The sequence below is a fragment of the Microbacterium sp. 01T413_2 genome, from assembly GCF_056398985.1.
This window is the reverse complement of record NZ_JBFTQL010000014.1, coordinates 22,795-42,278: the sequence shown is the minus strand read 5'-3', so window position 1 is coordinate 42,278 and position 19,484 is coordinate 22,795. Positions and strand designations below refer to the sequence as shown.

Here is a 19,484-nt window from a genome sequence, read left to right as displayed (position 1 = left end):
CAGCCCGCGCTTCGGGCGACGCCGCAGGCGTGGGTCAGACCGCCCCCAGGTCGATGCCGGCCGCGGCCGGCTCCGCGTAGGCGACTTCGCGCCACACGTCGCCGACGCGCTCGAAGGACGTGACGCTCGACAGCGCGCACCGGCGTGTGCGCGGGTCGTGCCGCAACGGCAGACCCGCGACTGACAGGTGCGTGATCCAGATCGGCGCCTGATGCGAGACGAACGCCACGTCGCCGTCCGGGGCCTCGTGCCACGCCTCGTCCATGGCGGCGCGCATCCGTGCGGCCACGGCGACGTACGGCTCGCCCCAGCTCGGCACGGAGGGTCGGCGCAGATGCCGCCAGTTCCAGGGGTTCATCAGGGCGCGGCGCATCTGCGTGCCCTCGAACACGTTCCAGGGCTCGATGATGCGCTCATCGAGCCCTGGAACCAGTCCGAAACGGGCGGTGAACGGCTCGGCCGACTCCTGCGTGCGCTCGAGCGGTGAGCACCGCAGCGCGGTCACAGGACGGTCCATCGCCGCGACGTGGTCGGCGGCGGCCTGGGCCATCCGCCGACCCGCCTCGCTGAGGTGATAGCCGGGCAGTCGCCCGTACAGCACGTGCGCAGGGTTGAAGACCTCGCCGTGCCGGACGAGGTGCAGACGTTCCGCGGGCATCAGCTCGGATGACGTCCGCTCAGGCGCGGCGGTACTGAGCCGAACCGAACCCGATGATGAAGTATCCGATGAACGAGAACAGCCAGAGCAGGAAGAACGAGAACACGCCGCTCTTGCCGAAGTTCTTGCCGAGTTTGATCGCCACGATGATCGACATCACGATGTTCACGATCGGGATCAGGTAGAGCAGCACGAACCAGCCGCTCAGGCCCGCGATCTTGATGAGGAAGATCAGGTTGACGATCGGGATGATCGCGAGCCAGCCGGGGTGACCGGCCTTGGTGAAGACCTTCCACAGCGCGATCACGACGATCACGTAGAAGATCAGCGAGACCGTGATGTTCGCGCCGGAGAACAGCGCGGCGTAGATGTTGCCCGCGGCGTCGGTCGGGTCTTCGGTGGGGAGGATGTGCATGTGTAGCGCCTTCCAGGGTCGATTCGATGGGTGGTGCCTGCCGCGAGTCTAGTGATGCGCTCGTCCTCCCCACGAGGGATTCCTCGCGTCCCCGTAGAATGGCGGGGTTCCCTTTTCCCTAGTTGGAGGCGTATTCCGTGCTTCGCACCCACACGGCAGGCTCACTGCGAGCCGAGCACATCGGTCAGACCGTCACCCTTGCGGGGTGGGTCGATCGCCGTCGTGATCACGGAGGAGTGGCCTTCATCGATCTTCGGGATGGATCCGGGATCGCCCAGATCGTGATCCGCGACGAGGAGATCGCGCACCCGCTGCGCAGCGAGTTCGTGCTGCAGGTGACCGGCGAGGTGTCGCGCCGCCCGGCCGGAAACGAGAACCCGAACCTGCCCTCGGGCGAGATCGAGATCGTGGCGCAGGACGTCGTCGTGCTGAACGAATCGGCCCCGCTGCCGTTCCAGGTCTCCACGGGCCTCGCCGAGACCGACCCGGTCGGCGAGGACGTGCGCTTCAAGCACCGCTACCTCGACCTGCGCCGCCCCGCCGCGATCGCGCCGCTGCAGCTGCGCTCGAAGGTCTACAAGGCCCTGCGCGACGTGCTGCACGAGCGTGACTTCGTCGAGGTGGAGACACCGACGCTGACCCGCTCCACCCCGGAGGGCGCCCGCGACTTCGTCGTGCCCGCACGCCTGCACCCGGGCAGCTGGTACGCCCTGCCGCAGAGCCCGCAGCTGTTCAAGCAGCTGCTCATGGTCGGCGGCGTTGAGAAGTACTTCCAGATCGCGCGCTGCTACCGCGACGAGGACTTCCGCGCCGACCGGCAGCCCGAGTTCACCCAGCTCGACATCGAGATGTCCTTCGTCGACCAGGAGGACGTCATCGAGATGATGGAGGCCGTCATCCGCGCGATGTGGGCCACCATCGGTGTCGAGGTGCAGACCCCGCTGCCGCGGATGACCTACGCCGACGCGATGGCGAAGTACGGGTCCGACAAGCCCGACCTGCGCTTCGGACTCGAACTCGTCGAGGCGACCGAATACTTCTCCGAGACGACTTTCCGCGTGTTCCAGGCCGACTACGTCGGCGCGGTCGTGATGCCCGGCGGCGCCTCGCAGCCCCGCAAGGTGCTCGACGCCTGGCAGGACTGGGCCAAGCAGCGCGGCGCCCGCGGCCTCGCCTACGTCCTGTTCAACGAGGACGGCACCCTGGGCGGCCCGGTCGCGAAGAACCTGAGCGAGGCCGAGCAGGCTGGTCTCGCGGAGTTCGTGGGCGCGAAGCCCGGCGACTGCGCGTTCTTCGCCGCCGGTTCGGTCAAGGACTCCCGTGCCCTCCTCGGCGCCGCACGCGTCGAGATCGGCCGCCGCCTGGGTCTGCTGGACCCTGACGTTTTCGCCTTCACCTGGGTCGTCGACGCGCCGATGTTCGAGCCGGCCGCCGACGCGGTCGCCTCAGGCGACGTCGCCGTGGGTGCCGGCGCCTGGACCGCCGTGCACCACGCCTTCACCGGGCCGAAGCCGGAGTTCGAGGCCACCTTCGACACCGACCCCGGATCCGCTCTCGCCTACGCGTACGACATCGTCTGCAACGGCTCCGAGCTCGGTGGAGGATCCATCCGCATCCACCGCGAGGACATCCAGAAGCGCGTCTTCGAGGTCATGGGCCTCGCCGACGACGTCGCGCAGGAGCAGTTCGGCTTCCTGCTCGACGCGTTCAAGTTCGGCGCTCCGCCGCACGGCGGCATCGCCCTCGGAATGGACCGCGTGCTGCAGCACCTCTCGAAGACCGAGTCGATCCGCGAGGTCATCGCGTTCCCGAAGACCGGCAACGGCTTCGACCCGCTGACCGCAGCCCCGGCGCCGATCACCCCGGAGCAGCGCAAGGAGGCCGGCGTCGACGCCGTGGCCGAGCCGGTCGACGCACCGGCGCTCGCGGAGGCCTGAGCCGATCGCTTCACACGGAATTGCGCGCTTCGCTCGGACGGATCCCCGGATTCCGTCCGAGCGAAAGCGCTCTTCTCCGTGCAGAGCGCCCGCGATCGGGCGTGAAAGGATCGGACCATGCTCGCCGATCTGACGCTTCCGGTCCCGCTCGACACCCGGATCGGGCCGGTGACGCTGCGCCGGGCGCACACGGACGACACAAGCGCGATCGTCGCACTGCTCGCCGACGACGCGATCAGCGCGGCGCGCGGCGACACCGCCTCCGACGATGACCTGCCTGCCTACGCGGCGGGCCTGGAGTCGGTGCTCGCCGACGACTCCAACGACCTGCTCGTGGCCGAGCACGACGGCGCGGTCGTCGGCACCTTCCAGCTGACGCGCATCCCCGGGATGTCCCGCCGCGGCTCAACCCGGTTGCTGGTCGAGGCGGTGCGGGTGCATTCCGATCTGCGCTCGAGCGGCGTCGGATCCGCCCTCATGCGCTGGATCATGGAAGTCGCGACCGTCGAGCTGGGCAGCCCGCTGGTGCAGCTCACCTCGGATGCGCAGCGCGTCGAGGCGCACCGCTTCTACGAGCGCCTCGGATTCGCCGGATCCCACAAGGGCTTCAAGTACAACGCGCCCCTCAGGGGGTGACGAAATCGACCGGCGCTCAGGCCTCGTCCGGATCTGACAGGTCCTCGACCGCGACGGGGGTGCGGCCGGCGAACATGACGCCCACGCCGTACTCGTCGCCGATGCTCAGGCCGCACTCCGCGAACCGCATCATCCACGTCCCGTCCTGCCACACGACCGCCTCGGGCGCACCGAACGGCGGCTCCGATTCTGCGAGCCGCGCCCGATCGGCGTCCGACAGCGCGSCGCGCGGCCCCGCCAACTCGTCCACCAGGTAGCGGATCGCGGACTCGGTGAGCGCCGCGAACTCCGTCACGACGCCCTGGGCCGTCTCGCGCGCCTCCGCGCTGGGTTCCTCGGCCGGTTCCGCGATGACGCTCACCGTCCAGCCGCCCTCCCCGCCCTCGACCCCCGCGGTCCAGCAGGCGATGTCCTCCGGCGCGTCGATCCGGATCAGGGTGGCGCCGTCGAGCTCGATGGCGTCGGGAAGAGTGCTCATGCTCCGATCCAACCAGACCGGGCCCCGACATGCAGTGCGCCGTTCCCGATGACGGATCAGGCCCGACAACGGACCCGGCCCGACAACGGACCCGGCCCGACGAAGGATCAGGCACGACGACGGATCCGGGTCCCACCCGCCCTGGACTCGAATCGTTCACCCCGCATTCACCCCGGTCCGCCTCACCGGTAACTCCRCCGCCGTACATTCCCTCTCGACCCGACCCCGGCGGYKRCGCCGGACACCGAGAGGAAAMCATGCTCATCAGCAACCGTCGTGCGCGCATCGGCGCCGGCATCGCGCTCGCGACCAGCGCCGCGCTCCTGCTCTCCGCCTGCTCCGGATCCGCCTCCGCCGACCCGACCAGCTCGGGCGGTTCGGGCGTCAAGGCCGCCACCGCCACCTCCCTCAAGGACTTCGGCACCCTGGCCGACCTCGAGAAGGCCGCCGAGGCCGAGGGCAAGCTCAACGTGATCGCACTCCCCCACGACTGGGCCAACTACGGCGAGATCCTCGCGGCCTTCACCAAGAAGTACCCGAAGATCACCGTGAACGAGGCCACCCCCGACGCGTCCAGCGCCGAAGAGATCCAGGCCGCGAAGACGAACGAAGGCCTGGACACGGCTCCCGACGTGTTCGACCTCGGTCTCACCGTGACCCTGCAGAACACCGACAAGTTCGCCGCCTACAAGGTCGAGAAGTGGGACGAGGTGCCGGCCGAGCTGAAGGACAAGGACGGCCTGTTCACCGGCGACTACGGCGGCTACATGTCGATCGGCTACGACTCCTCGAAGTTCCCGGAGCCGAAGACTCTGGCCGACCTGAAGAAGTCCGAGTACAAGGGCGCCGTGGCGCTGAACGGCGACCCGACCCAGGCCGGCGCCGCCTTCGCCGCCGTGGGCCTCGCCACGGTGCAGTCGGGCGGGAAGCTCGACGACTACCAGAAGGGCATCGACTTCTTCTCCGAGATGCAGAAGGCCGGCAACCTGCTCAAGGTGGACGTCACCACGGCGACCGTCGCCAGTGGCGAGACCCCTGTCGTCTTCGACTGGGACTACCTGAACGCCGCGCACGTCAAGGACAACAAGAACTGGAAGACGGTCGTCCTGCCCGGCACCGGCTACGCCGGCTACTACAACCAGGCGATCAACAAGGCGGCCCCGCACCCGGCCGCCGCGCGCCTGTGGCAGGAGTTCCTCTACAGCGACGAGGGCCAGAACCTCTGGCTCAAGGGCGGCGCCCGCCCCGTGCGCATGGACGCGATGACCAAGGCCGGCACGGTCGACAAGACGCTCGCCGCTGCCCTGCCCGCCGCTCCCAAGGAGACGGTCGTGCCGACGGAGGCGCAGAGCACCGCTGCCGGCAAGCTCCTCGGCGAGAAGTGGGCTGCGGCCGTCCAGTGATCTCCGACACCGCTGCGGCGCCCGCCGCATCCCGTGCCGGGTCGGAGCTGCGCGCTCCGGCCCGGCACGGGTCGTCCGGAAGGCATTGGACGAGCCTGTTCCGTCGCGGCCTCGCCGCCATCGGGCTCGTACCTTTCGCCGCCTACCTGCTGCTGTTCCTCGTGCTGCCGACCATCCTCGCCGTCGCGACGGGGTTCTTCACCCGGGCCGGAGCGTTCACGTGGAGCAACGTCTCCGCCCTGTGGGATCCGACGGTGATGCTCACCTTCGCGAACTCCGCCGGGCTCTCCCTGCTCACTGCCGCGATCGGCGCGGTGGTCGGCGCCCTCGTCTGCTACGCCCTGCTGGGTCTGCGCGCAGACAGCGGAGTGCGCACGGTGGTGGATGCCGCAAGCGGCGTGCTGGCGCAGACCGGCGGCGTCATGCTCGCGTTCATGTTCATCGCCACCCTCGGACTGCGCGGCGTGGTCACCGGACTGATGAAGGACGCGTTCGGCATCGACCTGTTCGCCCGGGGCCCATGGATCTACGAGCTGCCCGGACTGATCCTGCCCTATCTCTACTTCCAGATCCCGCTCATGGTCATCACGTTCATGCCCGCCCTCTCGGCGCTGAAGCCGCAGTGGGCCGAGGCCAACGTCACCCTCGGCGGCACCCGCGCGAGCTTCTGGCTGCGCATCGGGATCCCCGTGCTCGCCCCGTCGTTCCTCGCGAGCTTCCTGCTGCTGTTCGCCAACGCGTTCTCGTCCTACGCGACGGCGGCCGCCCTCGCGAGCCAGGGATCGCAGATCGTGCCGCTGCAGATCCGCGCCGCGCTCACGAGCGAGACCGTGCTGGGCAGGGAGAACCTCGCCGGCGCCTTGGCGCTCGGCATGATCGTCGTCGTCGGGATCGTCATGTGGCTGTACTCACTGGTCCAGCGCCGGGCAGCGAGGTGGCAGGCATGAACCGGCTCGCCCCATCCGCGCTCACCCGATGGATCATCGGGATCCTGGTCGGGCTGTTCTTCCTGATCCCTCTCGTCGCGACCCTCGCCTACACGTTCCGCGGTGAGGACGGCGCGTTCACCCTCTCGCACTGGGCCGGCCTCGGCGATCCCGCGAAGGCTGCGGTCTACCAGCCGATCTGGACGGGCCTCGGCAACTCGCTGATCCTCGCGATCGTCACCGTCCTCATCGTGCTGCTCGTGCTCGCGCCGACGATGATCCTGGTGAACCTGCGGTTCCCCCGGCTGCGCCCGGTGTTCGAGTTCGTCGTGCTGCTGCCGCTCTCGATCCCGGCGATCGTGCTCGTGGTCGGCCTCACGCCGATCTACCTGCAGATCGGGCGCTCCTTCGGCACCGGCGCCTGGACGCTCGCCTTCGCGTACGGCATCACCGTGCTGCCCTTCGCGTACCGCTCCATCCAGGCGTCGATCGACGCCGTCGACATGACCACCCTCGCCGAAGCGGCCCGCTCCCTGGGCGCCGGGTGGGGCACGGTCGTGCTGCGCGTGCTCGCGCCGAATCTGCGCCAGGGTCTGCTCGCCGCATCCCTCCTGTCCATCGCGGTCGTGCTCGGCGAGTTCACGATCGCGTCGCTGCTGAACCGCGATGTGCTGCAGACCGCGCTCGTCGTCGTGCAGAAGCAGGACGGCTGGGCCCCGGCGATGTTCGCCCTGATGGCGCTGACGTTCAGCTTCCTCCTGCTCCTCATCATCGGACGGGCCGCCCGCGGCCGGTCTGGAAAGGCCGACTCATGAGCGACATCGCGCTCCCCCGCACCGCGGACAACCCCCTGCTCGCGGATCGGGCCGACGGCACCCGCGTCCAGTTCGACGGCATCGTCAAGAGCTACGGCCGCACCCAGGTGCTGCACGGCATCGACCTCGACATCGCGCCCGGCGAGTTCGTCTCCCTGCTCGGACCCTCCGGCTGCGGCAAGACCACCCTGTTGCGCGTGCTCGCAGGCCTCGAGGAGGCGGACGGCGGCGCCGTGCTGCTCGGCGGCAAGGACGTCTCCGGCGTGCCGACGAACAAGCGCGACCTGGGCATGGTGTTCCAGTCGTACTCGCTCTTCCCGCACCTGCGCGTGGTGGACAACACCGCGTTCGGCCTGCGCCGGCGCAAGGTCGCCACCGCCGAGGCCCGGCGGCGCGCTCTGGATGCGCTGGCCCTGGTCGGGCTCGACGCGCATGCCGACAAGTACCCGCACCAGCTCTCGGGCGGTCAGCAGCAGCGCGTGGCCCTCGCCAGGGCGCTCGTGACCGAGCCGCGCGTGCTGCTGCTGGACGAGCCGCTCTCGGCGCTGGACGCCAAGGTGCGCGTGCAGCTGCGCGACGAGATCCGCCGGCTGCAGCTGCGACTCGGGATCACGACGGTGTTCGTCACGCACGACCAGGAGGAGGCGCTGAGCGTCTCCGACCGGATCGCCGTGATGAACGCCGGCCGGATCGATCAGATCGGCACGCCCGAGGAGCTCTACCTGCGCCCCGCCACGGCGCACGTCGCATCCTTCGTCGGGCTGTCCAGCGTGGCGCGCGGTGTCGCCGACGGCGCGAACGTGCGGGTGTGGGGCGCCGAGATCCCGCTGCAGCTCCCGGCGACCGGCGAGGTGGACGTGCTGCTGCGGCCGGAGAACGTGCGCCTGGTCGAGCCCGCCGGGGCCGCCGTGACCGGAACGGTCGAGGAGAGCATGTTCCTCGGGAGCATGCGACGCACGCTGGTGCGCACCGAGGATGGCCTGCTCGTGCGCGTGCAGCACGCGGCGCGGATCCACCCGCAGTACGGCGACATCGTGGGGCTCGCGGTCGATCCCGAACCGGTGGCGGTGCGTCAGGCCGGCTAGCCTGCGGCAGGCGCGAGGCCGAGGTGCGGGTAGAGCGCGCCGAACGTCATCAGCAGCCCCTGGGGGAGGATCCGACGTGGTCCTCCCCCGGGACCGTGAACACCTGCGTCTCGAATCCCGCCCGAGGTTCAGCCCGCGAGCGACCGCGCCAGCGCCATGTACTCGGCCGGCGACGCGTTCGGAAGGTACGCACGGCCGATCGCCAGGCCGATCGCGGGCAGCTGCCCGTTGTCGGCGTAGAACAGACGCATCGGGCGGTACTCGGGGTTGAACTTGCCCTTGTAGCGCAGCAGCGAGGCGAAGCCGTAGGCGGGCTCGAGCACCCGGCTCAACCAGCCCAGCAGCCGGGTGATCGCGGGGTCCGCGTCGGCGTCGCCGTCGACGGTCTGCGCGAGCGGCGCACCGGAGAGGCTCATCACCTCGAGCCCCTGCTCCTTCATGTGCAGCGCCGCCGAGGCGATCGCGAACTCCATCACGCCCGGCATCGCACCATCCGCGCGGCGCATGAAGTCGARGGTGCGTCCGATCAGCCGCCCCTCGCGCCATACGGGCATCCAGCTCGTCACCGCCTGCAGCTCGCCCTCCGGTCCGATCGCGAGCAGGATCTCGACCTCCGGATCCCTGAGCTCGTCCATGCCGCCGAGGGTGAAGCGCATCTCCGGCAGCGCCTTCTCCGCGATCCACTGCTCGCTGAGCGCGTCCAGCTGGGCGACCAGCCCGGCGGGCAGCTGCTCCCACGTGGTCCACAGCGTGGTCAGCCCGTCGCGCTGTCCGCGGTTGTACGGCTGGCGCACCTTGGTCCACACCTTGCCGGTCAGCTCGAAGCGCTCGAGCGGCACCACGGTCTCCTCGGCCACCGAGATGCTCTTCCAGCCGAGCTCCCGGAAGGCCGGGGCGAACTCCTCATGCGTGCTGTAGAAGACGGGCGTCCAGGCGTTCGCGTCGCAGAAGTCCAGGAACCCGCGGATGGTCTGCGCGGTGTCTCCCGCGGTGCAGACCGGATCCCCCACCGCGATCGCGATGTCGTTGACCACGCGGTAGGCCACGGCACCGCGGCCGTCCGCCGTGAACCAGTGCTCGTTGCCCTCCCACGTGCCCATGAACCCGAGGGTGCCGCCGTCCGTGGTGCGCAGCTGGGTGCGGAAGCGCTCCGCGTGGTCCGCCGTCCTGCGCGAGCGTCCGAGCAGGAGCCCCACCATGGCGATCGCGAAGACGAGCCAGAACAGCGCTCCCACATCGCGGTGCAGTGCGAGCGCGAATCCGGTGAGCGGGGTGCGCCCGCCGGGGTGGCCGATGATGGTGGGCAGGAAGCGACGCAGCGTGGTGCCCAGGGCGGACCAGAACGACGGCGAGTGCGAGACGACCGACACCAGGATCATGTTCGCGGTGGCCAGCACGACGAAGGCGATCCCGATCGTGAGCGAGAACCGCCGTACCGCGCGGCGCGATGCGCGCACCGCGAACCGGCGATGGGTGATCGCGAGTACGATGCACATCCCGACCGGGATGAGGATCGCCAGCACGGAGAAGCCGGGGAACTGGCGGTCGATCTCGACCACGTCGGTCGGCTCCTTGAGCGAGTGCGCGGCCACGCTGAGCCCCGTGAGCAGCGCCATCACGGCGTTCACGCCGATCGCAAGGAACCAGGCCGCGCGGCGTCCCGCGCGCAGGCCCCACGCGGCGATGAGGCTCAGCAGCAGCGGCACCAGGCTCATCAGCACCACACCGGTGCCGGCGGCGACCGCCGTGCTCACTCCGGCGACGCAGTGCGCCGACGCGTTGTTCCGCGCGCAGGCGTCGGTGATCCCGGAGATGTCCACGCCGCGGAGGCCCGCGACCACCGGCGCCAGCGGCCCGATGCCGACCCCCGTCAGCAACACGATCAGCGGGCCGAGGCCGGTGACGGCGACCATCGCCGCGATGAGGGTCCTGGTCTCGCGGTAGGAGCTGCGGTACCAGGCGGGCCGAGGTCGGCCGCTCGTGAGGATCACGCCCAGCACAAGGCCCGTCAGCCCGGCCAGCAGCCGGTACACGCTGTCCGCATCGCCACCGTAAAGCGTGTAGGTGACCAGCAGCGAGAGGCCGAGCAGGCGGATGCGCCGTCGATACAGCGCGGGGGCGAAGGCGCTGCCCGCCATGATCGCCCCGAGTATTCCGATCGACGGATCGAGCACGGCGCCTCGCGCGTCCACGCGCGCCCACACCTGCCCCCAGGACCACGCCAGCGACTGGATCCCCAGACCGAGCAGGCCGCCGAGCATGCCCGTCATGAGGAAGGCGCCGACGACGCGCCACGTTCCCATCAACCGCTCCGCGTAGGCCAGCAGCGTGAGCGCGAGCAGCCCGGCCAGCAGCAGGCCGCCCCACGAGTCCGGCACGAGCAGCGCGGTCAGCGGCGTCCACCACTCGCGCTCCCGGCCGAACGCGAGCGGACTGAGCCCGACTCCCACGGGGCGATGACCCCGCAGCGGACCGAGCACCAGACCGCTGACCAGCAGCAGGACGCTCAGCACCATCGCGAACGGATGGCTGCGCGCATAGCGCCCTGCCCTGCGGCCCACGGCCGCCGCAGTCTCGCGCCAGGCGGTCATCGGGCGAGCCCCAGGTGCGGATACAGCACGTCGAAGGCCTTCTCCAGGCCGCCCCGCAGCCCCGGCCCGGTGTGCGTGGCGTTCGGCACGAGATAGTAGGTCGTGGTGAATCCGGCCGCTTCGGCGAGGCCGGCCGACACCTTGTTCGCGGGTCCGTACTTCTTGTCGAGCGCTCCGGCGGCGAAGATCGCGTAATGCCCGTCGTAGGCGCCGGGGTGCTCGGCGAGGATGGCCTGCGGCTTGCTCGCGTCGAACAGGGCCTTGTCCCCCCGGAACGCCTTCTCCACCGACTTCGGATCCCCGAAGCCCGACCATGGTTCACCGGACGCGGTGGCGATGTTGCCCCAGATGTCGGGATGCCGTGCGCCGTAGATGAACGCGCACGCTCCGCCGTTGGAGTAACCCGAGATGGTCCAGTACTTCGGATCCTGCAGGACGCGCAGATGTCCGCGGATCCAGTTCGGGATGTCGGTGTTGAAGTACGTCTCGACGCCCCCGTAGGCGGCGGAGTCGATGCAGCCCGGATTCTGATCCTGCGCGCCGAGCTGGTCGGCGATGATCACGATCGGCGCGAGGCCGTCGTGCTTCGCGGCGAACTCGTTCATGACGTCCACCATCGGATGCGGGTTCGGATAGCCCGGAAGGCCCATCATGAACACGACGACGGGCAGCGGCGGCGGATCCTTGACCAGGGCGGCCGGTGGCAGGTAGATGGTGGCCGCCCTGGGCCGGAAGCCCGCGGAGGACTTCAGCGCGTTGGCGCCGATGAGCGCGCCGTAACGGCCGTGCGCAGGCATGTCGGCCGGCGGTGTCCACGTGTCCGCGAGCGGCTGGGCGGGATCGGCCTTGCCGGGCAGCGGAGGAGCGAAGTGCGTGAGAGGACCCAGCGTGTTGATGCCGAGGATGTCGCCGAGCGTGCGATCCAGAGCGAACGCCTGGTTGACGCCGATGCCCATGGACAGCACGGAGCCGATCACCGTCACGATCGCGACGACCTTGCGCCACCAGTGCGAATCCCACAGGCTCGCGATCGCGAGACCGATCGCGGCGAACCCCGCGGTCGTCCACCAGTGCACAGCGCCCGGCATCGGAACGCCGAAGACGTCGGCGACGTCCACGAACACGACCAGGAACCAGCCGATCAGTGCGCCTGCCACCACCGCGATCGAGGCGCGCACGATCCAGCGCCGTCGCAGCGGCCGGATGAGAAGGGCGACGAGGCCCGCGGCAGCGAGCCCCCAGATGATCCACGGCACCGGCCCGTCGGCGAGATCCAGCTCCAGCAACCAGCGCGGCATGAAGGGCGTGCTCCGTTTCCCGCCTCCGGACGGGGCGACGACCCATCGTAATCCGTGCCGACCTGGCAGAACCGGTGCCGGCGCTCTGACCGGGCTTGGAGAAGCCTATGAGACGCGCCGGGGGCGCATAAGTCCCCCGGCGCGTCTCACAGCGTCCGGCTCCCGCGCCTCGGGGGTCGCCCCGAGGCACGGGTTCACAGCACGCGCGCGAGGAAGTCCTTCGTGCGCTGGTGCTGCGGGTTCGCGAGCACCTCGCGGGGGTCGCCCTCCTCGAGGATGTGCCCGCCGTCCATGAAGATCAGGCGCGAGCCGACCTCCCGGGCGAAGCCCATCTCGTGGGTGACCACCATCATGGTCATGCCCTCATCGGCGAGCGTGCGCATCACCTGCAGCACCTCTCCGACGAGCTCGGGGTCGAGCGCCGACGTGGGTTCGTCGAACAGCATCATGTCGGGGTTCATGCACAGCGCCCGTGCGATCGCGACGCGCTGCTGCTGGCCGCCGGAGAGCTGACCGGGAAAGGCATCGGCCTTGTGCGCCATGCCCACGCGCTCCAGCATCGCCTTCGCGACCTTGTCCGACTCGGCCTTGCTGCGCTTCTTCACCTGCCGCTGCGCGATGGTGAGATTGCCCAGCACCGACATGTGCGGGAACAGGTTGAAGCTCTGGAACACCATGCCGATGCGGGTGCGCACCCGGTCGATGTCGACGTCGGGGTCGGTGACGTCGATCCCCTCGATCAGGACCTCCCCGCCGGTCGGCTGCTCCAGAAGGTTCACCGAGCGCAGCAGCGTCGACTTCCCGGATCCGGAGGGGCCGATCACGCAGACGACCTCCCCGGCATGCACGGACAGGTCGATGCCCTTGAGCACCTCGTTGTCGCCGTAGCTCTTCACGAGCCCGCGGATGTCGATCGCGGGCGCGCTCAGGTTGATCAGGTCGGTGCTCATCGTTCCCTCGCCATCCGACGCTCGAGCCACGCGGTGAAGCGGGTCAGCGGAATCGTCACGATCAGGTACAGGATCGCGGCCATGATCAGGGGCGTGCCGTTGCTGTTCTGCGTGCTCGCGTCACGGGCGAAGGTCGTGAGCTCCTTCGACCAGATGAACGTGCCCACCACGAAGAGCAGCGACGTGTCCTTGAGCAGCAGCACGAACTCGTTCGTGAGCGGCGGGATGATGATCCGGAAACCCTGCGGCACGACGATCCAGAAGGTCGTCTTCATGGGCGACATGCCGAGCGAACGCGCGGCCTCGGTCTGGCCCTTCGGCACCGCCTGCAGCCCTGCGCGGATCGTCTCCGCCATGTAGGCGGAGGCGACCAGGATCAGGCCGACGAGACCCAGCACGACGGGGCCGCCGAGTTTGGTCCCCGGCACCCCCGCCGCGATCGGCACGATGAACCCGATGGCGAAGATCGTCAGGATCGCGGGAAGACCGCGGAACAGTTCGATCCAGGCCGTGGCGATCCACCGGAAGGGTCCGATGCTGCTCATCTTCAGCAGCGCCAGGAACACGCCGAGCAGCAGACCGCCCGCGAACGCCACCGCCGTGAACCACAGCGTGTTCACCAGCGCCACGGTGACGATGCTCGGGAGCATCTTGGCCGCGACCGCCGGGTTGAAGAACAGCGGGCCGAGCTTGGCCCAGTTCGCGGTGAACGCCACCCACAGGACGATCGCGATCAGCACGACGTAGACCGTGTAGCGGTACAGCTTCTGTTTCTGAGTGCGTCTCAACGCCATCGCCGAGATCCTCCCGTCGCCGACCGTGTGGCGATCACTTGGCGGTGAAGTACGTGTCGTAGATCTTCTTGGCCTCGCCGCTGTCCTTGAGGTCCTTCAGCGCGCCGTTGACGGCCTTCAGCAGAGCCGTCTTCTGGCCCTTCTGGAACGCGAAGCCGTAGGACTCCTTGGTGTTGTACGTCTCGACGATCTTGTACGACTTGTCGGCCTTCTCGTGCTCGAGGTTCACCGGCTGGTCCTGCAGGATGGCGTCGATCTGCCCGGCCTGGATCGCCGGCCACAGCTCGCCGTCGGAGGGGTACTGCACCAGGTTCGCGCCCTTGGCGTGCTCCTTGGCGTAGCTCTCGCCCGTGGTTCCCTGCTGCACGCCGACGTTCTTGCCGGACAGACCGTTGATGTCCTTGATGCCGGAGTCGGTCTTCACCAGCAGCGACTGCAGGGAGTCGTAGTACGGGTCGGAGAAGTCGATGTTCTTCTTGCGGTCCTCGGTGATGGTCATCGCCGATGCGCCCACGTCGCAGGTGCCGGAGGCCAGCGTGGTGCCGGACTGCAGCGCGTCGAAGCCCACGTCCTGGACGGCGAGCTTCAGGTCGAGCTTCTTGGCGATCGCGCCGAGCATGTCGATGTCGAACCCAGTGTAGCCGGTGCCGTTGTCACCGCCCTCGAACTCGAAGGGCGGGTAGGGGATGTCCGAGCACACCGTGAGCGTGCCGGCCGTGACGAGACCGTAGTCCGCGCCGGCGGCTGCGGTGGACCCGCTTTCGGACGGGGTGCCGCTGCCGGAGCAGCCGGCGAGGGCGAGGGTGGTGGCCGCCGCGAGGGCGAGTCCGTAGGCGATCTTCGAGCGACGTTCCATGTGCGACTCCTGTGTCGAGGACGCGGGCGTCCTGGTGCGGGTTGCCGACAATCTTGACATGGTGCGGTTACCGCCGTGTAACACCGAGAGTCTCGAAGGCGTCTCGGTTCGGTATCGGCAGGTCGGAAGCCCCGGATTCCCGCGGTTCTCGGCTCTTCCGGACCGTCCAGAATGTCTGAGATCCGAGACGATGCCTGGGGAGACTGTCCGGTGACGCCCAATCCCCCCGCTAGTCAGACCTCGAAGTCGACGGCCGAACGTCCGCCCGAGACCGAGCGCACATAGCCCACGACCTCCTGGTGCGCCGGGTGCACCTGGTACGCATCCAGGCCCGCGGCATCGTCGAAGTCGGCGATCAGGGTCACATCCCAGTTGCCGTCGATCGCGAGAGCGTTCACACCGGCGGTGAGCGCGCGGATCGACGGAACGACGCCGACGAGGCCCTCCAGCCGTGAGGCGACCCCCGCGGCATGCTCCGCACGCTCGGCGCGATCCGTCGTCGCCATCTTCCAGGTCACCACATGCCGCAGCGTCATCGCTTCTCTCCTTCCGCCGCGTCCGCGGCTCGTCCTGCATCTCCCGCTGCGCCGGCCTTCTCGGCGAGGGCCTCGCGCAGCCGCTCCGGCGAGATGCGCCAGTGGCCGTGCAGCTCGCCGTCGATGAGGAGCACGGGGATCTTCTCCCAGTACTTCTCGTAGAGGACGGGGTCGTCGAGGATCGACAGCTCGGTGATCTCCATGTCCTCGGCGAGCGCATCCGGCAGCTCGGCGACGACCGCGTCGACCACGTCCGACGCCACGTCGCACAGGTGGCAGTCGGGCTTGCTGATCAGGGTCAGTGCGATCACGGCGCGGGGGTCTCGATCGCGCGTCCGTCCGCGATCCACTCGGCCGTGCCGCCCTCCACGTTCGTGGCGTCGTAGCCGCGGGCCTCGAGGGCCTCCACGACACGAGCCGAGCGCCCGCCGAGCTGGCAGATCACGTCGAACGCGCCATCCGGAAGCTCATGCAGCAGGTCTCCGAGCTCCGACATCGGCAGGTTCACGGCGCCGGGCACGTGCCCGGTGGCGAACTCGTTCCTCTCGCGCACATCGATGAGGGGCGTCTCGGTGCGCTCGGCCAGCTGGGCGACGGTGATCGTCTTCATGGATCCGATTCTTCCAGACGCCCGTGTCCGCGGGCGCGCCGGACCATCGGTGCCGGAAATGCACGAAGCGCCCCGGCGATCCGAAGATCGGGGGCGCTCAGTGACTTGCGCGCTACGCGCGGCCGCTTACTTCTTGTTGCGGCGCTGGTGGCGAGTCTTGCGAAGCAGCTTGCGGTGCTTCTTCTTCGCCATGCGCTTGCGGCGCTTCTTGATGACAGAACCCACGGAAACCTCACTAAGTCAGGGGCTGGGCGTCGCACACGGACGATGCCCGGGATCGGGGCATGAAAAAATGCCTCGGAACAGTCTAGCGCACGGCGCCGCCGACGTTGACGCACGAGCGTTCGAGACGCTCCGCGGCGGTCCGGGCGGGACTCGCRCGCGCTCAGCCCGCGTCGGCGATCGGAGTCTGCAGGGCCGCCGTGACGGCGGACTCGGGCACTCTGTAGCTGCGGCCGAAGCGGATCGCGGGCAGTTCGCCGGCGTGCACCAGCCGGTACACGGTCATCTTGGACACGCGCATGATGGCCGCCACTTCGGCGACGGTCAGGAACTTCACGTCCGGAAGCTGTTCGGGCATCCCCATCCACCCCTCTCCCGTCGCGCGAGCTGCACGGCGGGTTGCGACAACTGTAGGGGCTGCTGGCGACACGTGTAAACCCATGTGAACGTTGTGACAGAGGACGCTCAGACCGCGGCCGATCTCGCGATGCGCTCCGCGGCGTCCTTGCGCACCTGGCGCTCGTTCTTCTGCGCCGCCCGCAACGCCTTCTCGGCCTCGCGCACGCTCTTCACCGCCGCACGCACGCGCTTGTCTGCGGCGAGCGCGGGGTCTTCCGGGACGAAGACGGGAGAAGTCCGAGCGCCGTCCGGCCGCGCGGCGGCGAGACGATCGATATGGGCGGCGATCCCGTCCAGGACGCGTTCGATGCCGAACAGCATCGGGTCCCGGTCGCCGTCGATCGCCCCCTCGTCCAGCGCGGCGCGCGTGTGCGGATAGGCGTCCGCGTCGATCAGCGCCCGGAACAGGGCCGCCTCCTGCGCACCGACCTCCTCGAGCGTCCGCCCGCTCGAGCGCGCGGCCTCCGCATAGCCTGCCGCCACCGTGCCGAACCACCGAGCCTGTCCCATGATGGCGAGCATCGCACCCATCCGATCATCCTGATCGAGCGGCGTCTCTGCGAAGGCCGCAAGGTACGCATCCATCCAGGCGGCGGTCCCCGGAGTGACCGGGGTACCGCTGATCGGCAGGCTGAGCAGCCAGGGATGCCGCAGGTAGACGTCGAGATGCGCGCGGTAGAGCCGCTCCGCCTCCTCCCGCCAGCCCGGATCGGCCGCACCGGGCTCCGGGAGCGGCGGGAGTCCCGACGCCTCCTCCTGCATGAGCAGCAGAAGGTCGTCCTTCGCGGTGACATAGCGGTAGAGCGACATCGGCGTGAATCCGAGCGCCTTGGCGACGGCCGCCATCGACACGGCTCCGAGCCCGTCGCGATCGGCGAGCGCGACCGCCTCTTCGACGATGCGCTCCACGCTCATCTCGCGCTTCGGCCCGCGTTGCGGACTGGCCGCCATACCCCAGGCCAGTGCGATGCCGCGCGGCAGATCGGGCAGGTCGACGGGATCCGGCTCTTCGGTCATGAATCCAGAATAGGACTGTTTACGATGTAAACAGTGTGTTATGGTCATAAACAGTTTCATCCGTACACAGAAAGGAACGGCGATGACCACGGCCATCGAAGTCGCAGGACTCACCAAGCAGTACCGCGGCACCCCCGTSCTGCGCGGCGTCGAYCTCACCGCAGAGCAGGGCGAGATCGTCGCCCTGCTCGGTTCCAACGGCGCCGGCAAGACCACCACCATCTCGATCCTCACCACGCTCACCCGTGCCGACGCCGGCACCGCCGTCGTCGCCGGGTGCGACGTGCGGCGCGACCCCGAGGGCGTGCGGCAGCGCATCTCCCTCACGGGGCAGTCCGCCGCGGTCGACGACGCGCTCACCGGCGTGGAGAACCTCGTGATGCTGAGTCGGCTCTCCGGGCTGAGCCCGCGTGCCGCCCGCCGCCGTGCGGACGAGCTGCTCGTGCAGTTCGCCCTCACCGAAGCGGCGGGGCGCAAGGTCTCCACGTACTCCGGCGGCATGCGGCGCCGGCTCGATCTCGCGCTCAGCTTCGTCGTCACCCCGCAGGTGCTCTTCCTCGATGAGCCCACGACCGGCGTGGATCCGCGCAGTCGCCTGGACCTTTGGGCGGTCATCCGGGGTCTCGCCGACGCGGGCACCACCGTCTTCCTCACCACCCAGTACCTCGAAGAAGCCGACCAGCTGGCGGATCGCATCGCGGTCCTGCACGAGGGGCGCATCGTCCGCACCGGCACCGCGTCGGCGTTGAAGGCGCAGTTCGGCAGCGACGTGCTCGTCGCGGAGGGCGCCGACGGGGCCTCGCTCGCGGAGATCGCGACCGACGGATCGATCGACGGTATCCGCCGCGCGCTGGACGAGCTCGAGGCCGCGCATCCGACGGCACGCGTTCAGCTGCGCCGCCCCACGCTCGACGATGTCTTCCTCACCTTGACCGCGACCGGCGACGCCGACCGCACGACCATCCGGGAGTTCGCATGACCGCTCTGTCCGCCCCTGTCGCCCCGCGCCCGCTGGATCCGGTCCCGTCGCCCGCGTCGGGGATCCGCCCGCGCCTGCGCGGCTTCGCCGCCGAGCGCGTGTTCGTCCGCCGCAGCCTCATCCTGTCGCTGCGCGACGGCGAGACCCTGTCGATGTCGATCATGCTGCCGGTCACGCTCATGCTGCTGTTCACCTTCGTCTTCGGCGGGGCGATCGAGGACGACGGCAGCTACGTCGACTATGTCGTGCCCGGCATCATCCTGCTGTGCGCCGGCTTCGGCGCCGCGTCGACGGCGACATACGTGTCGCGCGACATGTCCACCGGGATCATCGACCGGATCCGCACCATGCCGCTGCGACCGGGATCGGTGCTCACCGGCCACGTGATCGCGAGCCTGGCGCGCAACCTGGTGTCGACCGCCGTCGTGTTCGGTGTCGCGCTGCTGCTCGGCTTCCGCCCGAGCGCGGGTGTTCTGCAGTGGATCGCCGCGTTCGGCGTGATCGCGGTCTACATCCTCGTGATCACGTATCTCTACGCCGCCATCGGCCTCGCCGCGGGCAGCCCTGAAGCCGCCGCGGGATACGGGTTCATCCTGATGTTCGTGCCGTACCTGTCCAGCGCGTTCGTGCCGGTGGACACGATGCCGACCTGGCTGCAGTGGGTGGCGGAGAACCAGCCCATCACGCCGATCATCGAGACGATCCGCGGCCTGCTCATGGGCACGCCCCTGCACGCCCAGCCGTACTGGGCACTGGGCTGGTGCGCCGCGATCCTCCTGATCTCCGTGCTGTGGGGTCGCTGGCTGTTCGGCAAGGCGCGGCGCTGAGCAGCTGCTCGCTCACCCTCGCAGGATCGACGCGACGCCCGGATCCGCCCGG

General features: G+C 69.3%; 22 protein-coding genes. 8 read left to right on the top strand and 14 right to left on the bottom strand.

Annotated elements, in window-relative coordinates:
- Positions 1–34: 34 nt before the first annotated feature.
- Complete coding sequence (locus tag AC1DMN_RS09425; protein ID WP_441975668.1) at positions 35–658, bottom strand: histidine phosphatase family protein; 624 nt, start codon at positions 656–658, stop codon at positions 35–37.
- Between the two features lie 19 nt (positions 659–677).
- Positions 678–1,073 (bottom strand): DUF5684 domain-containing protein, encoded by a 396-nt coding sequence (locus AC1DMN_RS09420; RefSeq protein WP_440734904.1) that lies wholly within the window; start codon positions 1,071–1,073, stop codon positions 678–680.
- 137 nt (positions 1,074–1,210) lie between these two features.
- On the opposite strand from AC1DMN_RS09420, the gene aspS reads away from it, so the two are divergent.
- Both aspS and AC1DMN_RS09410 read left to right on the top strand, forming a co-directional pair.
- On the top strand, positions 1,211–3,010 hold the full coding sequence (aspS, locus tag AC1DMN_RS09415) for an aspartate--tRNA ligase (RefSeq protein WP_441975667.1): 1,800 nt from the start codon (positions 1,211–1,213) through the stop codon (positions 3,008–3,010).
- Positions 3,011–3,127: 117 nt separating this feature from the next.
- Positions 3,128–3,646, top strand: coding sequence for a GNAT family N-acetyltransferase (locus tag AC1DMN_RS09410; RefSeq protein WP_440734902.1), 519 nt, complete (start codon positions 3,128–3,130; stop codon positions 3,644–3,646).
- A 16-nt stretch (positions 3,647–3,662) separates the two neighbouring features.
- On the opposite strand, the gene AC1DMN_RS09405 is transcribed toward AC1DMN_RS09410, so the two are convergent.
- Positions 3,663–4,124, bottom strand: coding sequence for a hypothetical protein (locus AC1DMN_RS09405; protein WP_477384146.1), 462 nt, complete (start codon positions 4,122–4,124; stop codon positions 3,663–3,665).
- A gap of 257 nt (positions 4,125–4,381) precedes the next feature.
- Between AC1DMN_RS09405 and AC1DMN_RS09400 the strand changes: the two genes are divergently transcribed.
- The 4 genes from AC1DMN_RS09400 to AC1DMN_RS09385 are packed head-to-tail and all read left to right on the top strand — an operon-like array spanning position 4,382 to position 8,353.
- Positions 4,382–5,527 (top strand): ABC transporter substrate-binding protein, encoded by a 1,146-nt coding sequence (locus tag AC1DMN_RS09400; protein WP_441975665.1) that lies wholly within the window; start codon positions 4,382–4,384, stop codon positions 5,525–5,527.
- A complete protein-coding gene (locus AC1DMN_RS09395) occupies positions 5,524–6,474 on the top strand; it encodes an ABC transporter permease (protein WP_441975664.1) in 951 nt (316 codons plus the stop codon). The genes AC1DMN_RS09400 and AC1DMN_RS09395 overlap by 4 nt, the downstream gene beginning before the upstream one ends.
- Positions 6,471–7,268: an ABC transporter permease gene (locus AC1DMN_RS09390; protein WP_441975663.1), complete on the top strand. Its 798-nt coding sequence runs from the start codon at positions 6,471–6,473 to the stop codon at positions 7,266–7,268. The genes AC1DMN_RS09395 and AC1DMN_RS09390 overlap by 4 nt, the downstream gene beginning before the upstream one ends.
- The gene (locus AC1DMN_RS09385) at positions 7,265–8,353 is read left to right on the top strand and encodes an ABC transporter ATP-binding protein (RefSeq protein ID WP_440734897.1); all 1,089 of its coding nucleotides are present in this window, start codon (positions 7,265–7,267) and stop codon (positions 8,351–8,353) included. The genes AC1DMN_RS09390 and AC1DMN_RS09385 overlap by 4 nt, the downstream gene beginning before the upstream one ends.
- 128 nt (positions 8,354–8,481) lie before the next feature.
- On the opposite strand, the gene AC1DMN_RS09380 is transcribed toward AC1DMN_RS09385, so the two are convergent.
- The 11 genes from AC1DMN_RS09380 to AC1DMN_RS09330 all read right to left on the bottom strand — a co-directional run bounded on the left by AC1DMN_RS09380 (position 8,482) and on the right by AC1DMN_RS09330 (position 17,626).
- Entirely contained in the window at positions 8,482–10,944 is a 2,463-nt protein-coding gene (locus AC1DMN_RS09380; protein ID WP_477384144.1) for a bifunctional lysylphosphatidylglycerol flippase/synthetase MprF, read from the bottom strand.
- Entirely contained in the window at positions 10,941–12,242 is a 1,302-nt protein-coding gene (locus AC1DMN_RS09375; RefSeq protein ID WP_441975661.1) for an alpha/beta hydrolase, read from the bottom strand. Before AC1DMN_RS09375 ends, AC1DMN_RS09380 begins: the two co-directional genes overlap by 4 nt.
- A gap of 194 nt (positions 12,243–12,436) precedes the next feature.
- A complete protein-coding gene (locus tag AC1DMN_RS09370) occupies positions 12,437–13,192 on the bottom strand; it encodes an amino acid ABC transporter ATP-binding protein (protein WP_440734894.1) in 756 nt (251 codons plus the stop codon).
- Positions 13,189–13,986 (bottom strand): amino acid ABC transporter permease, encoded by a 798-nt coding sequence (locus AC1DMN_RS09365; protein ID WP_477230390.1) that lies wholly within the window; start codon positions 13,984–13,986, stop codon positions 13,189–13,191. Before AC1DMN_RS09365 ends, AC1DMN_RS09370 begins: the two co-directional genes overlap by 4 nt.
- 34 nt (positions 13,987–14,020) lie before the next feature.
- Positions 14,021–14,842 (bottom strand): basic amino acid ABC transporter substrate-binding protein, encoded by an 822-nt coding sequence (locus tag AC1DMN_RS09360; protein WP_440734892.1) that lies wholly within the window; start codon positions 14,840–14,842, stop codon positions 14,021–14,023.
- A 233-nt stretch (positions 14,843–15,075) separates the two neighbouring features.
- Complete coding sequence (locus tag AC1DMN_RS09355) at positions 15,076–15,378, bottom strand: Dabb family protein (RefSeq protein WP_477230391.1); 303 nt, start codon at positions 15,376–15,378, stop codon at positions 15,076–15,078.
- A complete protein-coding gene (locus AC1DMN_RS09350) occupies positions 15,375–15,689 on the bottom strand; it encodes a glutaredoxin family protein (RefSeq protein ID WP_477230392.1) in 315 nt (104 codons plus the stop codon). Before AC1DMN_RS09350 ends, AC1DMN_RS09355 begins: the two co-directional genes overlap by 4 nt.
- Positions 15,686–15,988: a rhodanese-like domain-containing protein gene (locus AC1DMN_RS09345; protein ID WP_440734889.1), complete on the bottom strand. Its 303-nt coding sequence runs from the start codon at positions 15,986–15,988 to the stop codon at positions 15,686–15,688. Before AC1DMN_RS09345 ends, AC1DMN_RS09350 begins: the two co-directional genes overlap by 4 nt.
- Before the next feature lie 126 nt (positions 15,989–16,114).
- Entirely contained in the window at positions 16,115–16,213 is a 99-nt protein-coding gene (locus tag AC1DMN_RS09340) for a 30S ribosomal protein bS22 (protein WP_003792170.1), read from the bottom strand.
- Positions 16,214–16,373: 160 nt separating this feature from the next.
- On the bottom strand, positions 16,374–16,568 hold the full coding sequence (locus tag AC1DMN_RS09335) for a helix-turn-helix domain-containing protein (RefSeq protein WP_440734888.1): 195 nt from the start codon (positions 16,566–16,568) through the stop codon (positions 16,374–16,376).
- Positions 16,569–16,675: 107 nt separating this feature from the next.
- Entirely contained in the window at positions 16,676–17,626 is a 951-nt protein-coding gene (locus tag AC1DMN_RS09330) for a TetR/AcrR family transcriptional regulator (RefSeq protein WP_477230393.1), read from the bottom strand.
- Positions 17,627–17,708: 82 nt separating this feature from the next.
- On the opposite strand from AC1DMN_RS09330, the gene AC1DMN_RS09325 reads away from it, so the two are divergent.
- Together AC1DMN_RS09325 and AC1DMN_RS09320 are read left to right on the top strand one after the other, a co-directional pair.
- The gene (locus AC1DMN_RS09325) at positions 17,709–18,605 is read left to right on the top strand and encodes an ATP-binding cassette domain-containing protein (protein ID WP_477230394.1); all 897 of its coding nucleotides are present in this window, start codon (positions 17,709–17,711) and stop codon (positions 18,603–18,605) included.
- Entirely contained in the window at positions 18,602–19,432 is an 831-nt protein-coding gene (locus AC1DMN_RS09320; RefSeq protein WP_477230395.1) for an ABC transporter permease, read from the top strand. Before AC1DMN_RS09325 ends, AC1DMN_RS09320 begins: the two co-directional genes overlap by 4 nt.
- The last annotated feature ends 52 nt before the right edge of the window (positions 19,433–19,484 follow it).